Raw genomic sequence first — 18027 nt, forward strand, 5'->3', positions numbered from 1 at the left:
GCAGCCTGCTGCCCTCCTGCTGAATCTTCATGTCCGACACCCTTGCCCTTTCCGAACAGCTGATCCGGCTGGCCTCCGTCACGCCGGATGATGCCGGCTGTCTGCCGCTGCTGGCCAGCCAGCTGGAACCGCTCGGCTTTGCCTGCGAACGCATCGACAGCGGCCCGGACGATTTCCGTGTCAGCAACCTGTGGGCGCTGCGTCCCGGCCGCCTGGGCGATGCCGGCAAGACACTGGTACTGGCCGGCCATACCGATGTGGTGCCGACCGGTCCGCTGGAACAGTGGACCAGCCCGCCCTTCGAGCCGGCACAGCGCGATGGCAAGCTCTACGGCCGCGGTGCCAGCGACATGAAGACCTCGCTCGCCGCCATGGTCGTGGCGGTACGCGAATTCCTGCAGCAGCAGCCCGATACCGCGCTCAACCTCGCCTTTCTGCTCACCAGCGACGAGGAAGGCCCGGCGCACGATGGCACGGTGGTCGTCTGCAACACGCTACAGCAGCGCGGCACGCGCATCGATTACTGCCTGGTCGGCGAGCCCACGGCCGTCAGGCAGACTGGCGACATGATCAAGAACGGCCGCCGTGGCAGCATGAGCGGCCGCCTGACCGTGCACGGCATCCAGGGCCATATCGCCTACCCGCACCTGGCGCGCAACCCGATCCACCAGGTCGCGCCAGCACTGGCCGAACTGGCCGCCACCACCTGGGACGAGGGCAATGCCTTTTTTCCACCCACCAGCTGGCAGATCAGCAATATCCACGGCGGTACCGGTGCCAGCAACATCATCCCCGGTTCGGTGGTGATCGATTTCAATTTCCGCTTCTGCACCGAATCCACGCCCGACAGCCTGCAGCAGCGTGTCGAAACTGTGCTGCAGCAGCATGGCCTGGACTACACGCTGGACTGGAGCATCAGCGGCCTGCCCTTCCTGACTCCGCCCGGCGAACTAGTGGCCGCCGCGCAACAGGCCATCCGCGACGAAACCGGGCTGGAAACCGAACTCTCCACCAGCGGCGGCACCAGTGATGGCCGCTTTATCGCGCAGATCTGCCCACAGGTCATTGAGCTCGGCCCACCCAACGCCAGCATCCACAAGATCGATGAACATATCGCGCTCGACGACATCGAACCGCTCAAGAATATCTACCGGCGCTTGCTGGACAACCTGTCAAAGGAAATCACCCCATGATCGTGCTTCAGGATGTGGTGCTGCAGCGCGGCACCAAGGTCTTGCTCGACAAGGCCTCGGTCAGCATCAACCCCGGCGAACGCGTCGGCCTGGTCGGGCGCAATGGCTGCGGCAAGTCCAGCCTGTTCAGCCTGCTGCAGAACCGCCTGCATGAAGATGCCGGCGATGTCAGCCTGCCGCCCCACTGGCGCATGGCCGAAGTGGCACAGAACATGCCCGAAACCACGGACAGCGCGACGGAATTCGTGCTCGGTGGCGATTCCCGCCTGCAAGAAGCCCATGCCGCACTGGCGCAGGCCGATGCCAGCGGCGACGGCATGGCGATTGCCCACGCGCACACGCTGCTGGCCGATGCCGGTGCGCACGACGCGCGCTCGCGCGCCCAATCGCTGATCCTCGGTCTCGGCTTCCAGATCGATGAGCTGGAGCGTCCGGTCAACAGTTTCTCGGGAGGCTGGCGCATGCGCCTGCAACTGGCGCGCGCGCTGATGTGCCCAAGCGACCTGCTGCTGCTGGACGAACCGACCAACCACCTGGATCTGGACGCGCTGGTCTGGCTGGAAGGCTGGCTCAAGCGCTACCCCGGCACGCTGCTGGTGATCAGCCACGACCGCGAATTCCTCGATGCTATCACCCAGGTGACGGTGCATGTGGAGCACGCCCAGCTGACGCGCTACAGCGGCAACTACACCGCCTTCGAGGAGCAGCGCGCCGAACGCATCGTGCTGCAACAGGCCGCCTACGCACGCCAGCAGGAAAAAATCGCCCACCTGCAGCAATTCATCGACCGCTTCAAGGCCAAGGCGACCAAGGCCAAGCAGGCGCAGAGCCGGGTCAAGGCGCTGGAGCGCATGGAACGGCTGGCACCGGTGCTCACCAGTGCCGATTTCACCTTTGAATTCCAGGAACCGCCGCAGCTGCCCAACCCGATGCTGGCAGTGCGCGATGCCGCTTTCGGCTACCGCGGCGCTGCCGGCAAGCCGGCACCAGACCTCATCCTCGACGCAGAGCTGCAGGACTTCAGCACCAGCCAGGAGTTGCACCAGCACCAGCTGCAAAGTGGCGAGGCGCTGCCGCCCATCACCGAACAGGACAAGGTGATCCTGCAGGGCATCAACGTCTCGGTGCTGGCAGGCCAGCGCATTGGCGTGCTCGGTGCCAACGGTCAGGGCAAGTCCACCTTCGTCAAGACGGTGGCGCACGCCCTGCCGCTGCTGGCTGGCCGCATCACCGAAGGCAAGGGCCTGCGCCTGGGCTATTTCGCCCAGCAGGAACTGGACGTACTGCAGCTCGATGACCACCCGCTCGGCCACATGACGCGGCTGGCGCGCGAGCACCCGGATCTGGCCGCCCAGGCCGGCCGCGAGCAGGATTTGCGCAACTTCCTAGGCAGCTTCCAGTTTGCCGGCGACATGGTGCACCAGGCCGTGGGCAGCATGAGCGGTGGCGAAAAGGCACGTCTGGTGCTGGCGATGCTGGTCTGGCAGCGTCCCAACCTGCTGCTGCTGGACGAGCCGACCAACCACCTGGATCTGGTCACGCGCGAGGCGCTGGCGATGGCGCTCAACAGCTTTGACGGCACAGTGATGCTGGTCAGCCACGACCGAGCCCTGCTGCGCGCCGTCTGCGACGACTTCTGGCTGGTTGGAGAAGGCGGCATCCGCCCCTTCGATGGCGATCTGGACGACTACCAGCGTTACCTGCAGGACGTGGCACGCCAGCGCCGCGAACAGCTCAACGCCGGCAACAGCGCCAGCGCAGATGCCACAGACAGCAAGCCAGCCCTGAGTGGTGCCGAACAGCGCAAGCTGCAGGCCGCGCGCCGCCAGCAGTATCTGGAACAGCGCCGCCCGCTGGCCAAGCGACAGCAGCAGCTGGAAAAGGACATGGAGCAACTGCGCGCCGACAAGGAACGCCTCGAAGCCGAACTGTGCCAGCCGCTGGAGCCGCAGGCGATTGCCGATGCCGGCCGCCAGCTCAAGCAGGTGACCGATGGCCTCGACGAGGCCGAGATGGCCTGGCTGGAAGTCTCCGAACAGCTGGAGGCGCTGGAGGCCAGCCAGGAAGCCGTGTAATCACAGTCTGACACACCTGCTGGCAGATGACTGCCATACAGCTGTCAGGGTTTGCGGTTAGTATGTGGCCGTTGACAACAAACAGGGAGTTTTTCCTCATGATGCAAATCATTTCCATCATCGTCGTCGGTTTTATCGTGGGTCTGCTGGCCCGCGCCCTCAAGCCGGGCAATGACAGCCTCGGTTTCCTGATGACGACCGTGCTCGGTATCGTCGGTTCCGCCGTGGCCAACTTCATCGGCTCCGCACTGGGTCTGTACGGTCCGGGTGATGCCGCCGGCTGGATCGCCTCCATCATCGGTGCCATCATCGTGCTGTACGTGTACGGCCTGGTCACCAAAAAGCGCTGATACCGCAAGCGGCGTAGCACGCCGCTGGTATATAGTGACAGGGGCTTCGGCCCCTTTTTTTGATGCTACATTGACGAGCATGACTCCATTGTTTACCCGCAGCAGGCTGCTGCTGATTACTCCCGCACTGATGCTGCTGGCGGCCTGCCAGCCAGCTGGCGATGCCACCAATGCCCCGGCTTCGTCAGCTGCCAGCGCCGTGGCCATCGCACCGGCCAGCGCGGCAGCATCGGCTGCTGATGCCCCACTGATGCAAGGCGTGTTCTTCTGGGGTCCTGAAGTCGAGACCTTCTCGCCCTGCAATACCAACCAGACTTTCTGGCTCGATGGCGAACCGGAGCAGCTGGCGCCGCTGGAAGACATGGCAATGGAAAAAGCCGACCAGGCCAACGAAGCCTACCAGCCGGTCTATGTCGAGATCCACGCCACACAGATGGGGCCAGCCACGGACGGCTATGCGGTCGAGTACGACGGCGTGCTCGCCTTGCAGCAGGTGGTCAAGCTGTCGCCCGAGGTGCCCAGCACCTGCAAGCTGATCGAGCAGCCACCGCCCCCGTCCGGCGTGGCGGCCAGCGCTGCCGAGGATTGAACACGCGCAGCCGCCGTTTACACCAGACAGAAACAGACAAGCCACCCATCGGGTGGCTTGCTGCTGTCAGGGCCTGACTGAAGATCAGTTCATGGCCTGCTTCTTGCCGTCCACGTACTGGTAAAGCGTGCTGGGCGCGTTCACCATGTCACCGGTCGCGTCAAAGGTGATCTTGGAAGTCACGCCTTCGTAGTTCGATTCGGCCAGCTTGGCCAGGTAGACCTTGGGATCGGCAGAGTCGGCACGCTTCATGGCGTCCACGATCAGCATCGCCGCGTCATAGGTGTACGGGCTGTAGATCTGGAACTGACCCGGATAGGCCTTTTCGTAACGCTCGCGCCAGGCCAGGCCACCCGGCATCTTGCTCAGCGAGGCACCGCCTTCGGCACACACCACGTTCAGCAGCGGCTTGGAACCACCAGACAGCTTGGCCAGTTCGGTGGTGCAGATGCCGTCACCGCCAAAGTACTTCTGCGTGGTCAGGCCCAGCTGCTCCATCTGGCGCAGCATCGGGCCGGCCTGGGCATCCATGCCGCCATAGAAAATGCCATCCGGGTTCTGCGCCTTGACCGCCGTCAGGATCGCCATGAAGTCGGTCGCCTTGTCGTTGGTGAACTGCTGGCTCACCACCTCGATGCCGTTCTGCTTGGCCACAGCGGCAAACACCTCGGCCAGGCCCTGGCCATAGGCGGTACGGTCGTCGATCACGGCGACACGCTTTAGGCCAAAGGTCTTGGCCTGGTTGGCCAGCGCCGCACCCAGTGCGTTGTCGTTGGCGATGATCCGGAAAGTGGTCTTGTAGCCGTTCTTGGTCAGCGCCGGGTTGGTGGCAGCGCCGGTCACCATCGGCAAGTCACAATCGTTGTAGATCTTGGATGCCGGAATGGTAGTGCCGGAGTTCAGGTGACCAACCACGCCGTTGACCTTGGAGTCGCACAGCTTCTGTGCCACGGCCGTGCCCTGCTTCGGATCGGCGCCATCGTCTTCCACCACGGCTTCAAAGCGTACCGGCTTGCCGCCGAGCGTCACGCCCTGCTGGTTCAGGTCAGCCACCGCCATCAGCACGCCGTTGGCGTTGTCCTTGCCATAGTGGGCCTGGCTGCCCGACATGGGCGCCACGGATGCCAGCTTGACGACCTGGGCGTCAGCTGCCGGAGCCGCAGCAGCAGCGCCACCGCTGGCAGCCGGTGCCGTCGGGGTTTCGGTTTTCTGGCCACAGGCTGCCAGCACGGCGCTGGCAGCCAGTACGGCGGCAACGCTCAGTCGGAGTTCAAATTGCATGGTGCTCTCCCATTTCACAAGAGTGGCAGCTGCCGACATCTGCGAGATGCGGATTGTCACGACTGGCTGTTAAAAAAATTGTAGCCAGCCCGATTTCCATTTTTCAGCTATATGTCAAGCTCAAGGGAAAACACCGATTCGCCCCAAGGCCTTGCCAAAGCCCCTTAGCCGCGAACTTGCACGTCGTGACGCACGATCTGGTAGCCGCGGCTGGTGTAGTACTTCCAGCGGGTGCGGGCCTGAGCGCGATCCTGCTCGTCAAACGTCACCACCTCGATCAGGCGGGCAAACTGCTCGAAACCGGCCGGCACTTCGGGCAGCAGGCTGACCAGCACATCGTGGCGCTCACACTGGCTGACATCGGGAGTCAGCCACAGGCGCGCATGGCGCGCCTCGGGCGATTGCGCCTGCTCCGGCTGCCCCAGCAGGCAGTGACCAATGAATTCGGTAGGTGCCAGCTGCCATAGCTGGCGATCCACCTGCTGCAGCACCTCGGGCGCTGCCACCAGAACCACCGATTCGGAATGCGCCACCGCCTTGCGCAGCAGGCGGCTCACATAGCGCAAGCGCTCCGGGATGTTGAAGTGAAAGGCAACTTCCGTCACATTCAGCCCGCGCGCTTGCCGCTCTTGCCAGTTGTCTTGGCCTTGGTGGCTGCCGGCTTGGCAGCGGCTTTGGTCACTGGCTTGTCCTGGCTCTGCTGTTCGGCTTGCGAGGGGCCAAAATCGACCGGCTGTTCTGCCATGTTCAGTGCAAACTGCAGCAGCAGCGGTACCGGACGGCCGGTCGCCCCCTTGGCCGCACCCTCGTTCCAGGCGGTGCCAGCGATGTCCAGATGCGCCCACGGATAACGGCCGGTAAAGCGCTCCAGGAACTTGGCCGCCGAAATCGCGCCAGCCAGACGACCTGCCACGTTGGCCATGTCGGCAAAATTGGATTTCAGGTCCTGGCCGTAGACATCGTCCATGGGCATGCGCCAGCACAGGTCGGAGCTTTCATCGGCAGCGCGCTCCAGTTCTTGCGCCAGCTCATCGTTGGTCGTGAACAGGCCGCTGCGCAGGTGGCCCAGCGCCATCACGCAGTTGCCAGTCAGCGTGGCAATGTCCACCACCGCCTGCGGCTGGAAGCGCTCGGCGTAAGTCAGCGCATCGCACAGGATCAGGCGACCCTCGGCATCGGTATTCAGGATCTCGATGGTCTGGCCGCTCATGCTAGTGACCACATCGCCTGGCTTCAGGGCACGGCCGCTGGGCATGTTCTCGCAGGTCGGGATCAGGCCGACCACGTTGATCTTCGGACGCAGCAGGCGCAGCGATTCGAACAGGCCGAGCACGCTGGCGGCACCGCCCATGTCGAACTTCATCTCGTCCATGCCGGCACCGGGTTTCAGCGAGATACCGCCGCTGTCAAAGGTGATGCCCTTGCCGACGAACACCAGCGGACGTTGGCTGTCGGCTGCGCCTTCATAGCGCAGCACGATAAAGCGCGGCGGCTCGTCCGAACCCTTGGCCACCGACAGGAAGGAGCCCATGCCCAGCTTCTCGATCTGCTTCTGCTCCAGCACCTCGCATTCCAGCAGGCCGTGGCCGCCGTCATTCTGCGCCTGGGCTGCGATGTTGCGCGCCACCTCGCCCAGCATGCTGGGCGTGGCGTGGTTGCCCGGGCGGTTCGCCCACTCGCGCGCCAGCGTCATGCCGGCCACCAGCGCCTTGCCCTGCGCCAGCGCGCCCTTGCGCTCGCCGGCATTCGGCGCGCCCAGCAGTACCTTCTTCAGGCCGCCCTTGGCGCTCGGCTTGGTCGTGCCATAGACATGGCCACCTGCTGCAATCGAAGTCATCGCCGCAGTCCATTGGGCATCGCTCGCATCCTGGGCAAAGCAGACCGCCAGCTTGACCGGGTCTGCAGCCACCTCCTTCACCAGCTTGGCCAGCGACTTGCGGATCTGGGCCGGCGATCCGTCACCGATACCCAGCAGCTCCACGCGCGCCGCCGGGCGCGATTCGGGCAGGTAGAGCGACAGGCGCTTACCGGACTCGGTACTCCAGTGGCCGGCAGACAATGCCCTTTTCACCAGCAGGGACAAGCCTGCGGTCAGCGGCTCTCCCAAATCCAGGCCATCGGCAGCCAGCAGGATCAGGACATCGCCAAGTTCGGCATCCTGGGTCAGGGGGTTGGAGGTTGCAAGAGAAAAATTCATCATAATGTCGGTTTGAGTTGAGGCTTTAGCGTAACGCCAATGTTATTCCAAACTTCCATCCGGCGCGAACTGGCCCGCAGTTTCGGGGCCACGCTGTTCGTACTGCTCATCATCGTGCTCACGATGATGCTGATTCGCGCCCTGCGCTACGCCAGCAAGGGGGCCATCGGCCCGTCCGAAGTCGCACTGATCCTCGGCTTTTCCACGCTCGCCTACTTCCACGTGCTGCTCACGCTCAGCATGTTCATCTGCGTCGTGGCCACGCTCACGCGCATGTACCGCGACAGCGAAATGGCGGTCTGGTTCTCCAGCGGCCAGAGCATGTTCAACCTGCTGCGGCCGATCTTCACCTTCTCCTGGCCGATCGTGCTGCTGATCATGGCGCTGTCGCTGTTCGGCTGGCCCTGGGCCAACGCCCAGACCGAAGAACTGCTGAGCCGCTACCAGACGCGTGGCGACATCGAACGCATTGCTCCCGGGCAGTTCCAGGAATCGTCTGATGGCAGCCGCGTGCTCTATGTCGATGATGACCGCAACGCCCGTGGCGGCGCCCAGATCGAGAACGCCAGCAAGCTGTTCGTGTTCACGCGCAATGCCGATAACGAGACTGTGATCACCGCCCGCAGCGGCAAGATCGAGCAGCGTGAAGACGGTGCCTTTGCCGTGCTGAAAGATGGCCAGAGCACCGAGATCAATGAAGACCATACCCTGACCATCAGCCACTTCGGCGAATACGGCATGCGCATCAGCGAACAGCAGGTGCAATCCAGCGGCATCGACCTGAACAACCCGGATGCGCTGCGCCAGGCCAATCCGCGCATGATTTCCACGCCCACCCTGCTCACCGTCGATACGCCACGCTTCCAGGGCGAATTCAGCTGGCGTCTCGGCATGGGCCTGGCGGCACTCAACCTGGTGCTGCTCGCGGTGGCCTCCACCAACCTCAACGTGCGCTCTTCGCGCAGCGGTGGCGTGCTGCTGGCGCTGATGATCTTCGTCATCTATTACAACCTGCTCAACTACGCCAGCGACTACATCAAGATGGGCAAGGCCGGGCTGGTCCCGACGCTGCTGGTGCTGCATGGCGGCGTGTTCGTGTTCGCCGTACTCTGGCTGTTCAAGCGCCAGCAGCAATGGACGCTGGGCGGCTGGCTGCGACGTCGCCAGTCACGCACGGAGGTGGCAGCATGAGAGTCTCGCAACGCTATATCTACCGCCAGATCCTGCTGGCGGTGCTGGTGGTATCCATCGGCTTCCTGGCACTGTTCTTCTTTTTCGATACCGTCAGCGAGCTGTCCTTTGCCGGTCGCCACGGCCGCGAATACAGCCCGAGCAGCGCCATGCTCTATGTCGGCCTGCTGATGCCCAGCCATGCCTACGAGCTGCTACCCATCACGGTGCTGATCGGCAGCATCTTCGTCATGTCCAGCATGTCGCAATCGTCCGAATTCACCATCCTGCGCACCAGCGGCCTGAGCCCGGCACAGGCCTTGCGCACCTTGCTCTGGCTGGGTCTGGGCTTTGCCGTGCTGACCTTCGTGCTCGGCGATTACGTGGCGCCGGCCTCGGAACGCCTGGCGCAGCAGCAAAAGGCCACCATCGAAGGCAAGCTCACCACCGGCCAGACCGGCGCCTGGATGAAGGAGCGCATGGGAGAGCATGACCGCATCGTCAACGTGCAGGAACTGCTGCCCAGCGGCGAGATGCGCCAGGTCCGCATCTTCGACTTCAACGCCCAGGGCCTGCTGGCAGAAGTGATCCGTTCCGAATCGGCCACGCTGCAGGACGGGCAATGGCAGCTGCGCCAGGTCGAGCGCAGCACCGTCATCCCCGGCAACGAGCGTCAGCAGCTGGACCGTGCCATCCAGGACAGCATGCCGCTGCAGACCACCATCCGCCAGGACATGGTCTCCTCCGCCCTGCTAGACCCGGATCGCATGTCCACGCTGGACCTGTACACCTATATCAACCACCTGCAAAGCAACAACCAGTCGGCGCAAAGCTACCAGATCAAGTTCTGGCACAAGGTGTTCTACCCGTTCAGCTGCCTGGTGATGATGATGCTGGCGCTGCCTTTTGCCTACCTGCACTTCCGCTCCGGCGCGATCTCGTCGGCGGTGTTTGGCGGCGTGATTGTCGGCATCAGCTTCTTCATGCTCAACAACGTGTTCGGCTATATCGGCAACGTCAATGGCTGGCAGCCCTGGCTGGCGGCGCTGACACCCAGCCTGATCTACACCGCGATCTCGCTGGGCGCCTTCACCTGGCTGGTGCGCAACCGATGAGCCCGGCGGCCGCACAAGCCGGCGTGATCCTGTTTGCGCACGGTTCACGTCGCCCGGGCTGGGATGACACGATTCATGAACTGGAACAGCGGCTGCGGCAGCAGGATGCCGGCCTGCACATCCAGCGCGCCTACCTGGAGCTGCAACAGCCCGATCTGGAGCAGGCCGTGCGCCTGTTGGTAGAGCAGCATGGCGTGACCCGGCTGCACGTGATTCCGCTGTTTCTGGGCAAGGGCAACCATCTGCTGGAAGATTTGCCTGCCCTGATCCGTGAACTGCAGCAGCAACAGCCCGATTTGCAGTTACACTTGCAGGCTGGCATCGGGCAACGCAACAGCTTTGCCGATTGGCTGAGTGCAGAAATCCTGCAGGATCTGGGTCAGGCCTGAGGAAATTTCCGGAAAATGCAGAATCACTTCAAGACACGCATTTTTTGGGTTATAATTTCTGTCTTCGGAGTATAGCGCAGCCTGGTAGCGCGTCTCGTTCGGGACGAGAAGGTCGAAGGTTCGAATCCTTTTACTCCGACCACACCCAAACCCATTGCTTTCACGGCAATGGGTTTTTTTCTTGCCTGCACGTAAGTCTGCCGCCGCTTATAATCCCTGGGAATTAAAAACAACTACTTCATGCTTGAAACATCATGAATCTGCATCAATTCCGCTTTGTCCAGGAGGCGGTGCGCCGCAACCTCAACCTCACCGAGACCGCCAAAGCCTTGCACACCTCCCAGCCCGGTGTGTCCAAGGCCATCATCGAACTGGAAGAAGAGCTCGGCGTCGATATTTTTGCGCGTCACGGCAAGCGCCTGAAACAGGTCACCGAACCGGGCCAGCACATTCTGGAAAGCATCCAGATCATCCTGCGTGAAGTCGCCAACCTCAAGCGCATCGGCGAGGAATTCAGCATCCAGGACAGCGGCCGCTTCAGCGTTGCCGCCACCCATACCCAGGCACGCTATGTGCTGCCGGAACGCGTGGCACGGCTGCGCGGCCTCTACCCCAAAGTACAGATCAGCCTGCATCAGGGCACGCCGGACCAGGTCGCGCGCATGCTGCTGGACGAAACCGCCGAAATCGGCGTGGCCACCGAATCGCTGGCTGATTATGCCGATCTGGTCACCCTGCCCTGCTACGACTGGCAGCACGTGCTGGTAATCCCGGAAGCACATCCACTGGCGCAGCAGGAGCGCATCACGCTCGAAATGCTGGCCGAGCACCCGCTGATCACCTACCACCCCTCGTTCACCGGCCGTACCCGCATCGACCAGGCCTTTGCCCAGCGTCACCTGACACCCGAAGTCGTGCTGGAAGCGATCGATTCCGACGTCATCAGCACCTATGTGCTGCATGGCCTGGGCATCGGCATCATCGCCGAAATGGCGGTAGCCGAAGACAACAAGCCGGGCCTGGTCTACCGGCCGATGGGTCACCTGTTTGGCAGCAACGTGACGCGTGTGGCCTTCAAGCGCGGCATCTACCTGCGCAACTACGTCTACGAGTTTGCCGAACTACTGAGTGATCGCCTGCCGCGCAAGCTGGTGATGAAGGCCATGACCGGCCAATACGAAGACTACGCACTGTAAGGAACAGACGCATGCACCCGACACCAAGCATTCCGTCGCGCCTGCCCGACAGCGGCACGACGATTTTTTCCGTCATGTCGGCGCTGGCGCTGCAGCACCAGGCGGTGAACCTGGGCCAGGGTTTTCCGGATTTTGGCTGTGACACGGCGTTGCTGGAAGGCGTGACCGAGGCGATGCAGCAAGGCCACAACCAGTACCCGCCCATGCCCGGCATTCCGGCCTTGCGTGAAGCGATTGCCGCCAAGATCGAGGCGCTCTACGGCCACCGCTACGATGCCCAGAGCGAAATCACCGTCACCGCAGGCGCCACCCAGGCGCTGCTGACCGCCCTGCTCGCCATCACCCTGCCCGGCGATGAAGTGATCGTGCTGGAACCCTGCTACGACAGCTATGTGCCGGGCATCCGCATGGCCAACGCGGTACCGGTGCCGGTCAGCCTGGATCCGCACAGCCATGCTCCCGATTTCGATCGCATCGCCGCCGCCATCACGCCGCGCACACGCGCCATCATGATCAACACGCCGCACAACCCGAGCGGCACGGTCTGGAGCGATGCCGACATGCTGCGCCTGCAGGAGTTGCTGCATGGCACCGACATCATCGTCATCAGCGACGAGGTCTATGAGCATATGGTGTTTGACGGCCAGCCACATGCCAGCGCGTCGCGCTACCCGGCACTGGCAGCGCGCAGCATCGTCGTCAGCAGCTTTGGCAAGACCTTCCACGTCACCGGCTGGAAAGTCGGCCATGTCTCGGCACCGGCAGCGCTAATGGCAGAGTTCCGCAAGATCCACCAGTTTAACGTGTTCACGGTCAACACGCCGATGCAGCATGGCCTGGCACGCTATCTGCAGGATCCGGCACCATATCTGCAACTGCCGGCGTTCTACCAGCGCAAGCGTGACCTGTTTGCCACCGGCCTGCAGCAGACGCGCTTGCGCCTGCTGCCCTGCCAGGGCACCTATTTCCAGTGTGTCAGCTATGCCGATATCGCCCTGCCGGAACGTGATCTGGGTGAAGCGGCTTTCTGTGAATGGCTGACCCGCGAGATCGGCGTGGCGGCGATTCCGCTGTCGGCCTTCTACGGCCAGCCGGTGGAGCGGCAGACCATCCGCTTCTGTTTTGCCAAGCAGGATGACACCCTGCGGCAGGCCCTGGAACGGCTGGCACGACTCTGATACCCGAAAATGACAAACCCCATCTCCGTGAGGACGATGGGGTTTGTGGCAGACAGGCTGCCAACGAGCGGCCTGCCTGTCCTGGCTGGAGCTACAGCTTAGTTGCTGGCAGCTGCCTGGGCCTTCTGGGCGGCTTCCTCGGCCTTCTTCAGGGCGTCGTTGGCAGCTTCCTTGGTAGCAGCAGCGGCGTCCTGGGCAGCGTCCTTGGTTGCAGCAGCAGCATCCTTGGCGGCATCGGTGGTAGCAGCAGCAGCGCCCTTGGCAGCGTCAACCGCCTTGCCAACAGCGCTGGCAGCGGATTCGGCAGCTGCGGAAGCAGCGTTGACGGTCGCAGAAGCGGCCAGGCCGGCAGCGGCTGCAGCCTGGTCCTGGGCCTTCTCGACCTTGGCTTCTTCTTTCTTGCCGCAAGCGGCCAGGGACACGGCAGCAGCGATAGCCACAGCCAGCATGGAGCGTTGGAAGTTCATGATCTGATCCTCATCCGGAAATAAAAAAGACCCTGCAGGCTGGATTGCCCACAGGATCTTTCTAATTTACTGCATTAGTCAATGCTGACACCAGCCTGTCGTATAAAAAAGACGGGCTGTGTGCAACAGTTGGCTATTACTGCACCTTGCTGACCATGAAATGCACCGCATTGGCCAGTTCTTCGTCGCTGGCAGTGGAAGCACCACGCGGCGGCATCACGCCGGTCAGGCCGGTGTAGCCATCGATGGAGTGCTTGATCAGGGTGTCATTGCCCTGAGCCAGACGCGGAGCCCACTCTTCCTTGTTACCCAGCTTGGGTGCACCGGCAATACCGGCGTCGTGGCAGACGAAGCAGGCCGACTTGTACAGCTTTTCACCAGCGGCCAGATCGACACTGCCACCTGCGGCAGGCGCAGCCTTGGTCACGGCAGCAGCAGCTGCAGTGGTGGCAGCTGCGGCCTTGTTGGCGGCATCGCCGGCTGCGCTGGCGGCAGCACCAGCAGCGCTGGCAGCATCATTCACGACTGCAGAAGCGGCTTCTGCGGCAGCAGATGCCGTTGCCACGGCAGCGGATGCAGCGTCGGTAGCTGCAGATGCAGCCACTTGCGCGGAAGTAACCGCTTCGGATGCTGCGTTTTGTGCTGCAGTAGGCGTAGCCTGCTTGTCGCCACAGGCCACCAGGGCGGCAGCCGCAGCCACCAGAGTCAGAATTCCAACGGTACGTTGCATCATGTGTCTTACCTCTCAATAGGTTACAAATTGATTTCTCTTGCAGTATAGCGCGCTACCCCTTACGGGGAAACCCGTTGAACGTGCTGGCATTGGGGTTATCTGATACAGGTCAATGGATCAGCTGCAGCCAGACTTTTTCCAGCCGTTTGACGCTGACCGGTTGCGGCGTGCGCAGCTCCTGGGCAAAAAAGCTGACGCGCAATTCTTCCAGCAGCCAGCGGAATTCCAGCATGCGACTGTCCTGCTGTCCCTTGCGCTCGGCCAGCAGGCGCCAGTAACGCTGTTCCAGCGGTTTCAGCTCGGCCAGCTTCTGTGCATCGCGCGCGCTGTCAGTGCGCAGCTTGTCCAGCCGCAACGTGATCGCCTTGAGGTAGCGTGGCAGGAATTGCAGCTGGGTCCAGGGCGTTTCGGCCAGAAAGCGCGGGCCGACCAGTTTCTGCAACTGTTGCGTGATGTCGGCCGTCGCCTCGGGCTGGTTGCGCGTGTCCTTGAGCTTGCGCCGTGCGCTGTCAAACTCGGCCAGCACAATGGCAGCCTGGCGCGCAACTTCCTGCGCGATCAGGCTGAGCCGGCTCTTGCCCTCTTCCACGCGCTGGCGGAAGCTGTCGGCATCGGTGGGCAAGGGGTCGAGCAGGAAGGCGCGGTCCACCGCCAGATCCAGGATCTGCTGTCGCAATTCTTCCGCCGTCCCCAGCTGCATGTAGGCAGTCGCCATCTTCTGGAAATCCGGCAGGTTCTTCTGCAGATACTTGAGGGTATCGCGTACCTGCAGCGCAAACAGCCTGCGTAGCCCTATCCGATGACTGGCTTGTGCGCGTTCGGGTTCATCGAACAGCTCGATGGTCACGGCATCACCGGCATCGATCAGCGCCGGAAAGCCGATCAGCGTCTGTCGGCCGCGGCGCAGTTCCATGATCTCGGGCAGTTCGCCGAAGTCCCAGCTGGTGTAGCGCTGGTCTTCGACCAGATCGCTGCTGGCGGCCGTGGCTACCGCTGCCTTTGCGGTGCTTACGTCTGCCGTGGCAGCGGGAAGTTCGGCAGGCTCTTCCTTGCGCACCGCGGTTTTCAGCACCGCCAGAGCCTGGAAGGCGCCGCGCGCCTGGCTCCCGAGTTCGGCCTTGAGCGCACCCAGATTGCGGCCCATGCCAAGCTGGCGGCCATGTTCATCTACCACGCGGTAGTTCATGAACAAATGCACCGGCACCATGTCCCGCTTGAAATCGGCCAGCTTGATATCCAGTCCGGTGTGCTCGCGCGCGCGCTGCAGCAGCACATCGGCCAGGCTGCCCTTGCCAAAGCCGGGATCCTGCTGGAGCTGCTCGGCCAGCTTGCGCGCGCTGTCGGGTAGCGGCACAAAACGGCTGCGTGGACGCTGCGGAAGGCTCTTGAGCAGGGCCTGGATCTTTTCCTTGAGCAGGCCGGGTACCAGCCAGGGCCCGCGCTCCTCATCGACCTGGTTCAGGGCAAACAACGGGATGTCAACGGTGACGCCATCACGCGCATCGCCGGGTTGGTGCAGGTAACTGGCGCGGCAATCGACGCCGCCCAGGCGGATGGTGCGCGGGAACTGGTCGGTGGTGATGCCGGCGGCCTCGTGCCGCATCAGCTCGTCCTTGCTGATCTGCAGCAGTTTCGGCTGCTGGCGGCTGGCCTCGCGGAACCACTTTTCCAGCTGGTGCGCATTGCAGATGTCGCGCGGGATCTGCGCGTCATAGAAGGCGTAGATCAGTTCGTCGTCCACCAGCACGTCCTGGCGGCGTGACTTGTGCTCCAGATCTTCCACCTGGCGCACCATCTTGCGATTCGCGGCCAGGAACGGCAGCTTGCTCTCCCAATCGTCCTCGACCAGCGCCTGGCGGATGAAGATGTCACGCGCATGTTCGGGATCGAGCTTGTCGTAATCGACGCGGCGGTTGTTGTAGAGCACGATGCCGTAGAGCGTGGCACGTTCCAGCGCCACCACCTTGCTCGCCTTTTTCTCCCAGTGCGGATCGAGCAGCTGGCGGCGCAGCAGGTGCGCCCCGACCTCTTCCAGCCACTGCGGCTCGATGGTCGCCATGGTGCGGCCATAGAGGCGGCCGGTTTCCATCAGTTCGGCACATACGACCCAGCGGCCCGGGCGCTTGCGCAGGCGTGCGCCGGGATGGCGGAAAAACTTGATGCCGCGTGCACCCAGGTACCAGTCTTCCTCGTCATTCTTGCACCCGACGTTGCCCAGCAGGCCTGCCAGCATGCTCTTGTGCAGCTGCTCGTAGCTGGCCGGCTGTGGCTTGGGTTTCCAGCCCTGCTCCGACGCCACCGTCAGCAGCTGGCTGTGGGTATCGCGCCATTCGCGTACACGGCGCACATTGATGAAGTTCTGCCGCAACAGGGTTTCGTACTGGCGGTTGCTGAGCTTGTGCACCGGCTGTGCTGCAACTGCTGGCTCAGTCGGAGCCGGATCTGCCCTGCCCTGGCTGCGCTGCGCCACCGGCAGCACGGCCTGCGAAGTCGGCTTGGGCCCAGCCTCGCGCTGCTGGCTGCGCGCCGAGCCCAGGCTGGAGTGGCCACCGCGCACGTCGTGCAGCCACTGCCACAATTTCAGCGTGCTGACGAATTCGCTGCGCTCGTCATCGAACTTGGCATGCTGCTGATCGGCCTGGGCCTGCTGCTCCAGCGGCCGGTCGCGCACGTCCTGCACGCTGAGCGCCGAGGCAATCACCAGCGCCTCGTTCAGCGCGCCGCGCTGCTGCGCCTCCAGCAGGATGCGGCCCACACGCGGGTCCAGCGGTAGCCGTGCCAGCGCCTGGCCGATGCGCGTCAGCTGCTTGTCGTCATCAACCGCGCCCAACTCGTTGAGCAGCTGGTAGCCATCGCTAATCGCCTTGGGGCGCGGCGCTTCCAGGAACGGAAAGTTCTCCACATCGCCCAGATGCAGCGCCTGCATGCGCAGGATCACGCCCGCCAATGAGGAACGCAGGATTTCCGGATCGGTAAACGGCTGGCGGCTGTTGAAGTCTTTCTCGTCGTACAGGCGGATGCAGATGCCGTTGGCGACACGGCCGCAACGGCCGGCACGCTGGTTCGCTGCTGCCTGGCTGACCGGTTCCACCAGCAGCTGTTCCACCTTGTTGCGATAGCTGTAGCGCTTGACGCGCGCGGTGCCGGAATCGATCACGTAACGGATGCCAGGCACTGTCAGCGAGGTTTCTGCCACGTTGGTGGCCAGCACGATGCGACGGCCCTTGTGATTGTCGAACACGCGGTCCTGCTCGGCCTGGCTCAGGCGCGCAAACAGCGGCAGCACCTCGGTGTTGCGCAGCACCGGGCTGTGGCTCAGGTGCTTGCACAGATGGTCGGCGGCCTCACGGATCTCGCGTTCGCCGGGCAGGAACACCAGAATGTCTCCGGCATCCTGCGGCGTGCGCCAGAGCTCGTCCACGGCATCGGCAATCGCCGTATTCAGGTCGGTATCGCGCGTTTCCTCGAACGGGCGGTAGCGCATTTCCACCGGAAACAGCCGGCCCGATACCATCAGCACCGGTGCCGGGCCCTTGGCCGAGGCAAAGTGTTGCGCAAAGCGGTCGGCATCGATCGTGGCCGAGGTGACGATCACCTTCAGATCCGGCCGGCGCGGCAGGATCTCCTTCAGATAGCCCAGCAGGAAGTCGATATTCAGGCTGCGCTCATGTGCCTCGTCGATGATCAGCGTGTCGTAGGCCTTGAGCAGCGGATCGCTCTGTGTCTCGGCCAGCAGGATACCGTCCGTCATGAGCTTGACCGAAGCGCCCTTCTGCAGCCGGTCGGCAAAGCGCACCTTGTAACCCACCACCTCACCCAGCGGCGTCTGCAGTTCCTCGGCAATGCGCTTGGCCACGCTGCTGGCAGCGATCCGGCGCGGCTGCGTGTGGCCGATCAGGCGCGGCCGCTGGCCCGGCTGGGCGTTGCAGGCACCGCGTCCCAGCGCCAGTGCAATCTTGGGCAGTTGCGTGGTCTTGCCGGAACCGGTTTCACCACAGACGATGATGACCTGGTGGCGTTGCATCGCCGCCATGATCTCGTCGCGGCGGCTGGAAACCGGCAGCGATTCCGGGAACTGGATACGCAAGGGGGAT

At 63.2% G+C, this 18027-nt stretch carries 15 protein-coding genes and 1 tRNA gene; 10 read left to right on the top strand and 6 right to left on the bottom strand.

Features of this window, described 5'->3' with window-relative positions:
- Positions 1-29: 29 nt before the first annotated feature.
- The 4 genes from dapE to V1261_RS09750 all read left to right on the top strand — a co-directional run bounded on the left by dapE (position 30) and on the right by V1261_RS09750 (position 4207).
- Positions 30-1193 (top strand): succinyl-diaminopimelate desuccinylase, encoded by a 1164-nt coding sequence (gene dapE / locus V1261_RS09735; RefSeq protein WP_329771541.1) that lies wholly within the window; start codon positions 30-32, stop codon positions 1191-1193.
- The gene (locus V1261_RS09740; RefSeq protein WP_329771542.1) at positions 1190-3268 is read left to right on the top strand and encodes an ABC-F family ATP-binding cassette domain-containing protein; all 2079 of its coding nucleotides are present in this window, start codon (positions 1190-1192) and stop codon (positions 3266-3268) included. Before dapE ends, V1261_RS09740 begins: the two co-directional genes overlap by 4 nt.
- Before the next feature lie 101 nt (positions 3269-3369).
- Positions 3370-3618, top strand: a complete 249-nt coding sequence (locus V1261_RS09745; RefSeq protein WP_329771604.1) for a GlsB/YeaQ/YmgE family stress response membrane protein — start codon at positions 3370-3372, stop codon at positions 3616-3618.
- A gap of 79 nt (positions 3619-3697) precedes the next feature.
- Positions 3698-4207 (top strand): hypothetical protein, encoded by a 510-nt coding sequence (locus tag V1261_RS09750; RefSeq protein ID WP_329771543.1) that lies wholly within the window; start codon positions 3698-3700, stop codon positions 4205-4207.
- Between the two features lie 84 nt (positions 4208-4291).
- On the opposite strand, the gene V1261_RS09755 is transcribed toward V1261_RS09750, so the two are convergent.
- The 3 genes from V1261_RS09755 to V1261_RS09765 form a co-directional block, all read right to left on the bottom strand.
- The gene (locus V1261_RS09755) at positions 4292-5488 is read right to left on the bottom strand and encodes a branched-chain amino acid ABC transporter substrate-binding protein (protein ID WP_329771544.1); all 1197 of its coding nucleotides are present in this window, start codon (positions 5486-5488) and stop codon (positions 4292-4294) included.
- A gap of 164 nt (positions 5489-5652) precedes the next feature.
- On the bottom strand, positions 5653-6093 hold the full coding sequence (locus V1261_RS09760; RefSeq protein ID WP_329771545.1) for a DNA polymerase III subunit chi: 441 nt from the start codon (positions 6091-6093) through the stop codon (positions 5653-5655).
- Between the two features lie 2 nt (positions 6094-6095).
- A complete protein-coding gene (locus tag V1261_RS09765; RefSeq protein ID WP_329771546.1) occupies positions 6096-7685 on the bottom strand; it encodes a leucyl aminopeptidase in 1590 nt (529 codons plus the stop codon).
- A gap of 39 nt (positions 7686-7724) precedes the next feature.
- Between V1261_RS09765 and lptF the strand changes: the two genes are divergently transcribed.
- The 6 genes from lptF (at position 7725) to V1261_RS09795 (ending at position 12733) form a co-directional block, all read left to right on the top strand.
- Positions 7725-8876: an LPS export ABC transporter permease LptF gene (lptF, locus tag V1261_RS09770; protein ID WP_329771547.1), complete on the top strand. Its 1152-nt coding sequence runs from the start codon at positions 7725-7727 to the stop codon at positions 8874-8876.
- Positions 8873-9970 (top strand): LPS export ABC transporter permease LptG, encoded by a 1098-nt coding sequence (gene lptG, locus V1261_RS09775; RefSeq protein WP_329771548.1) that lies wholly within the window; start codon positions 8873-8875, stop codon positions 9968-9970. Before lptF ends, lptG begins: the two co-directional genes overlap by 4 nt.
- Positions 9967-10359: a sirohydrochlorin chelatase gene (locus V1261_RS09780; protein WP_329771549.1), complete on the top strand. Its 393-nt coding sequence runs from the start codon at positions 9967-9969 to the stop codon at positions 10357-10359. The genes lptG and V1261_RS09780 overlap by 4 nt, the downstream gene beginning before the upstream one ends.
- Positions 10360-10424: 65 nt before the next feature.
- Positions 10425-10501 (top strand) — tRNA-Pro (locus V1261_RS09785).
- 112 nt (positions 10502-10613) lie between these two features.
- Positions 10614-11555 (top strand): CysB family HTH-type transcriptional regulator, encoded by a 942-nt coding sequence (locus tag V1261_RS09790; protein ID WP_329771550.1) that lies wholly within the window; start codon positions 10614-10616, stop codon positions 11553-11555.
- 11 nt (positions 11556-11566) lie between these two features.
- Entirely contained in the window at positions 11567-12733 is a 1167-nt protein-coding gene (locus V1261_RS09795; protein ID WP_329771551.1) for a pyridoxal phosphate-dependent aminotransferase, read from the top strand.
- Positions 12734-12831: 98 nt separating this feature from the next.
- On the opposite strand, the gene V1261_RS09800 is transcribed toward V1261_RS09795, so the two are convergent.
- The 3 genes from V1261_RS09800 to hrpA all read right to left on the bottom strand — a co-directional run bounded on the left by V1261_RS09800 (position 12832) and on the right by hrpA (position 17966).
- On the bottom strand, positions 12832-13200 hold the full coding sequence (locus tag V1261_RS09800) for a hypothetical protein (protein WP_329771552.1): 369 nt from the start codon (positions 13198-13200) through the stop codon (positions 12832-12834).
- 136 nt (positions 13201-13336) lie between these two features.
- Positions 13337-13933 carry a c-type cytochrome gene (locus V1261_RS09805; RefSeq protein ID WP_329771553.1) on the bottom strand — a complete coding sequence of 199 codons (597 nt, stop codon included), beginning with the start codon at positions 13931-13933 and terminating at the stop codon, positions 13337-13339.
- Between the two features lie 109 nt (positions 13934-14042).
- A complete protein-coding gene (hrpA, locus tag V1261_RS09810) occupies positions 14043-17966 on the bottom strand; it encodes an ATP-dependent RNA helicase HrpA (protein ID WP_442877952.1) in 3924 nt (1307 codons plus the stop codon).
- Positions 17967-18027 lie beyond the last annotated feature (61 nt).

It is taken from the genome of Brachymonas sp. J145, from assembly GCF_036312245.1.
Classification (GTDB): domain Bacteria; phylum Pseudomonadota; class Gammaproteobacteria; order Burkholderiales; family Burkholderiaceae_C; genus Brachymonas; species Brachymonas wangyanguii.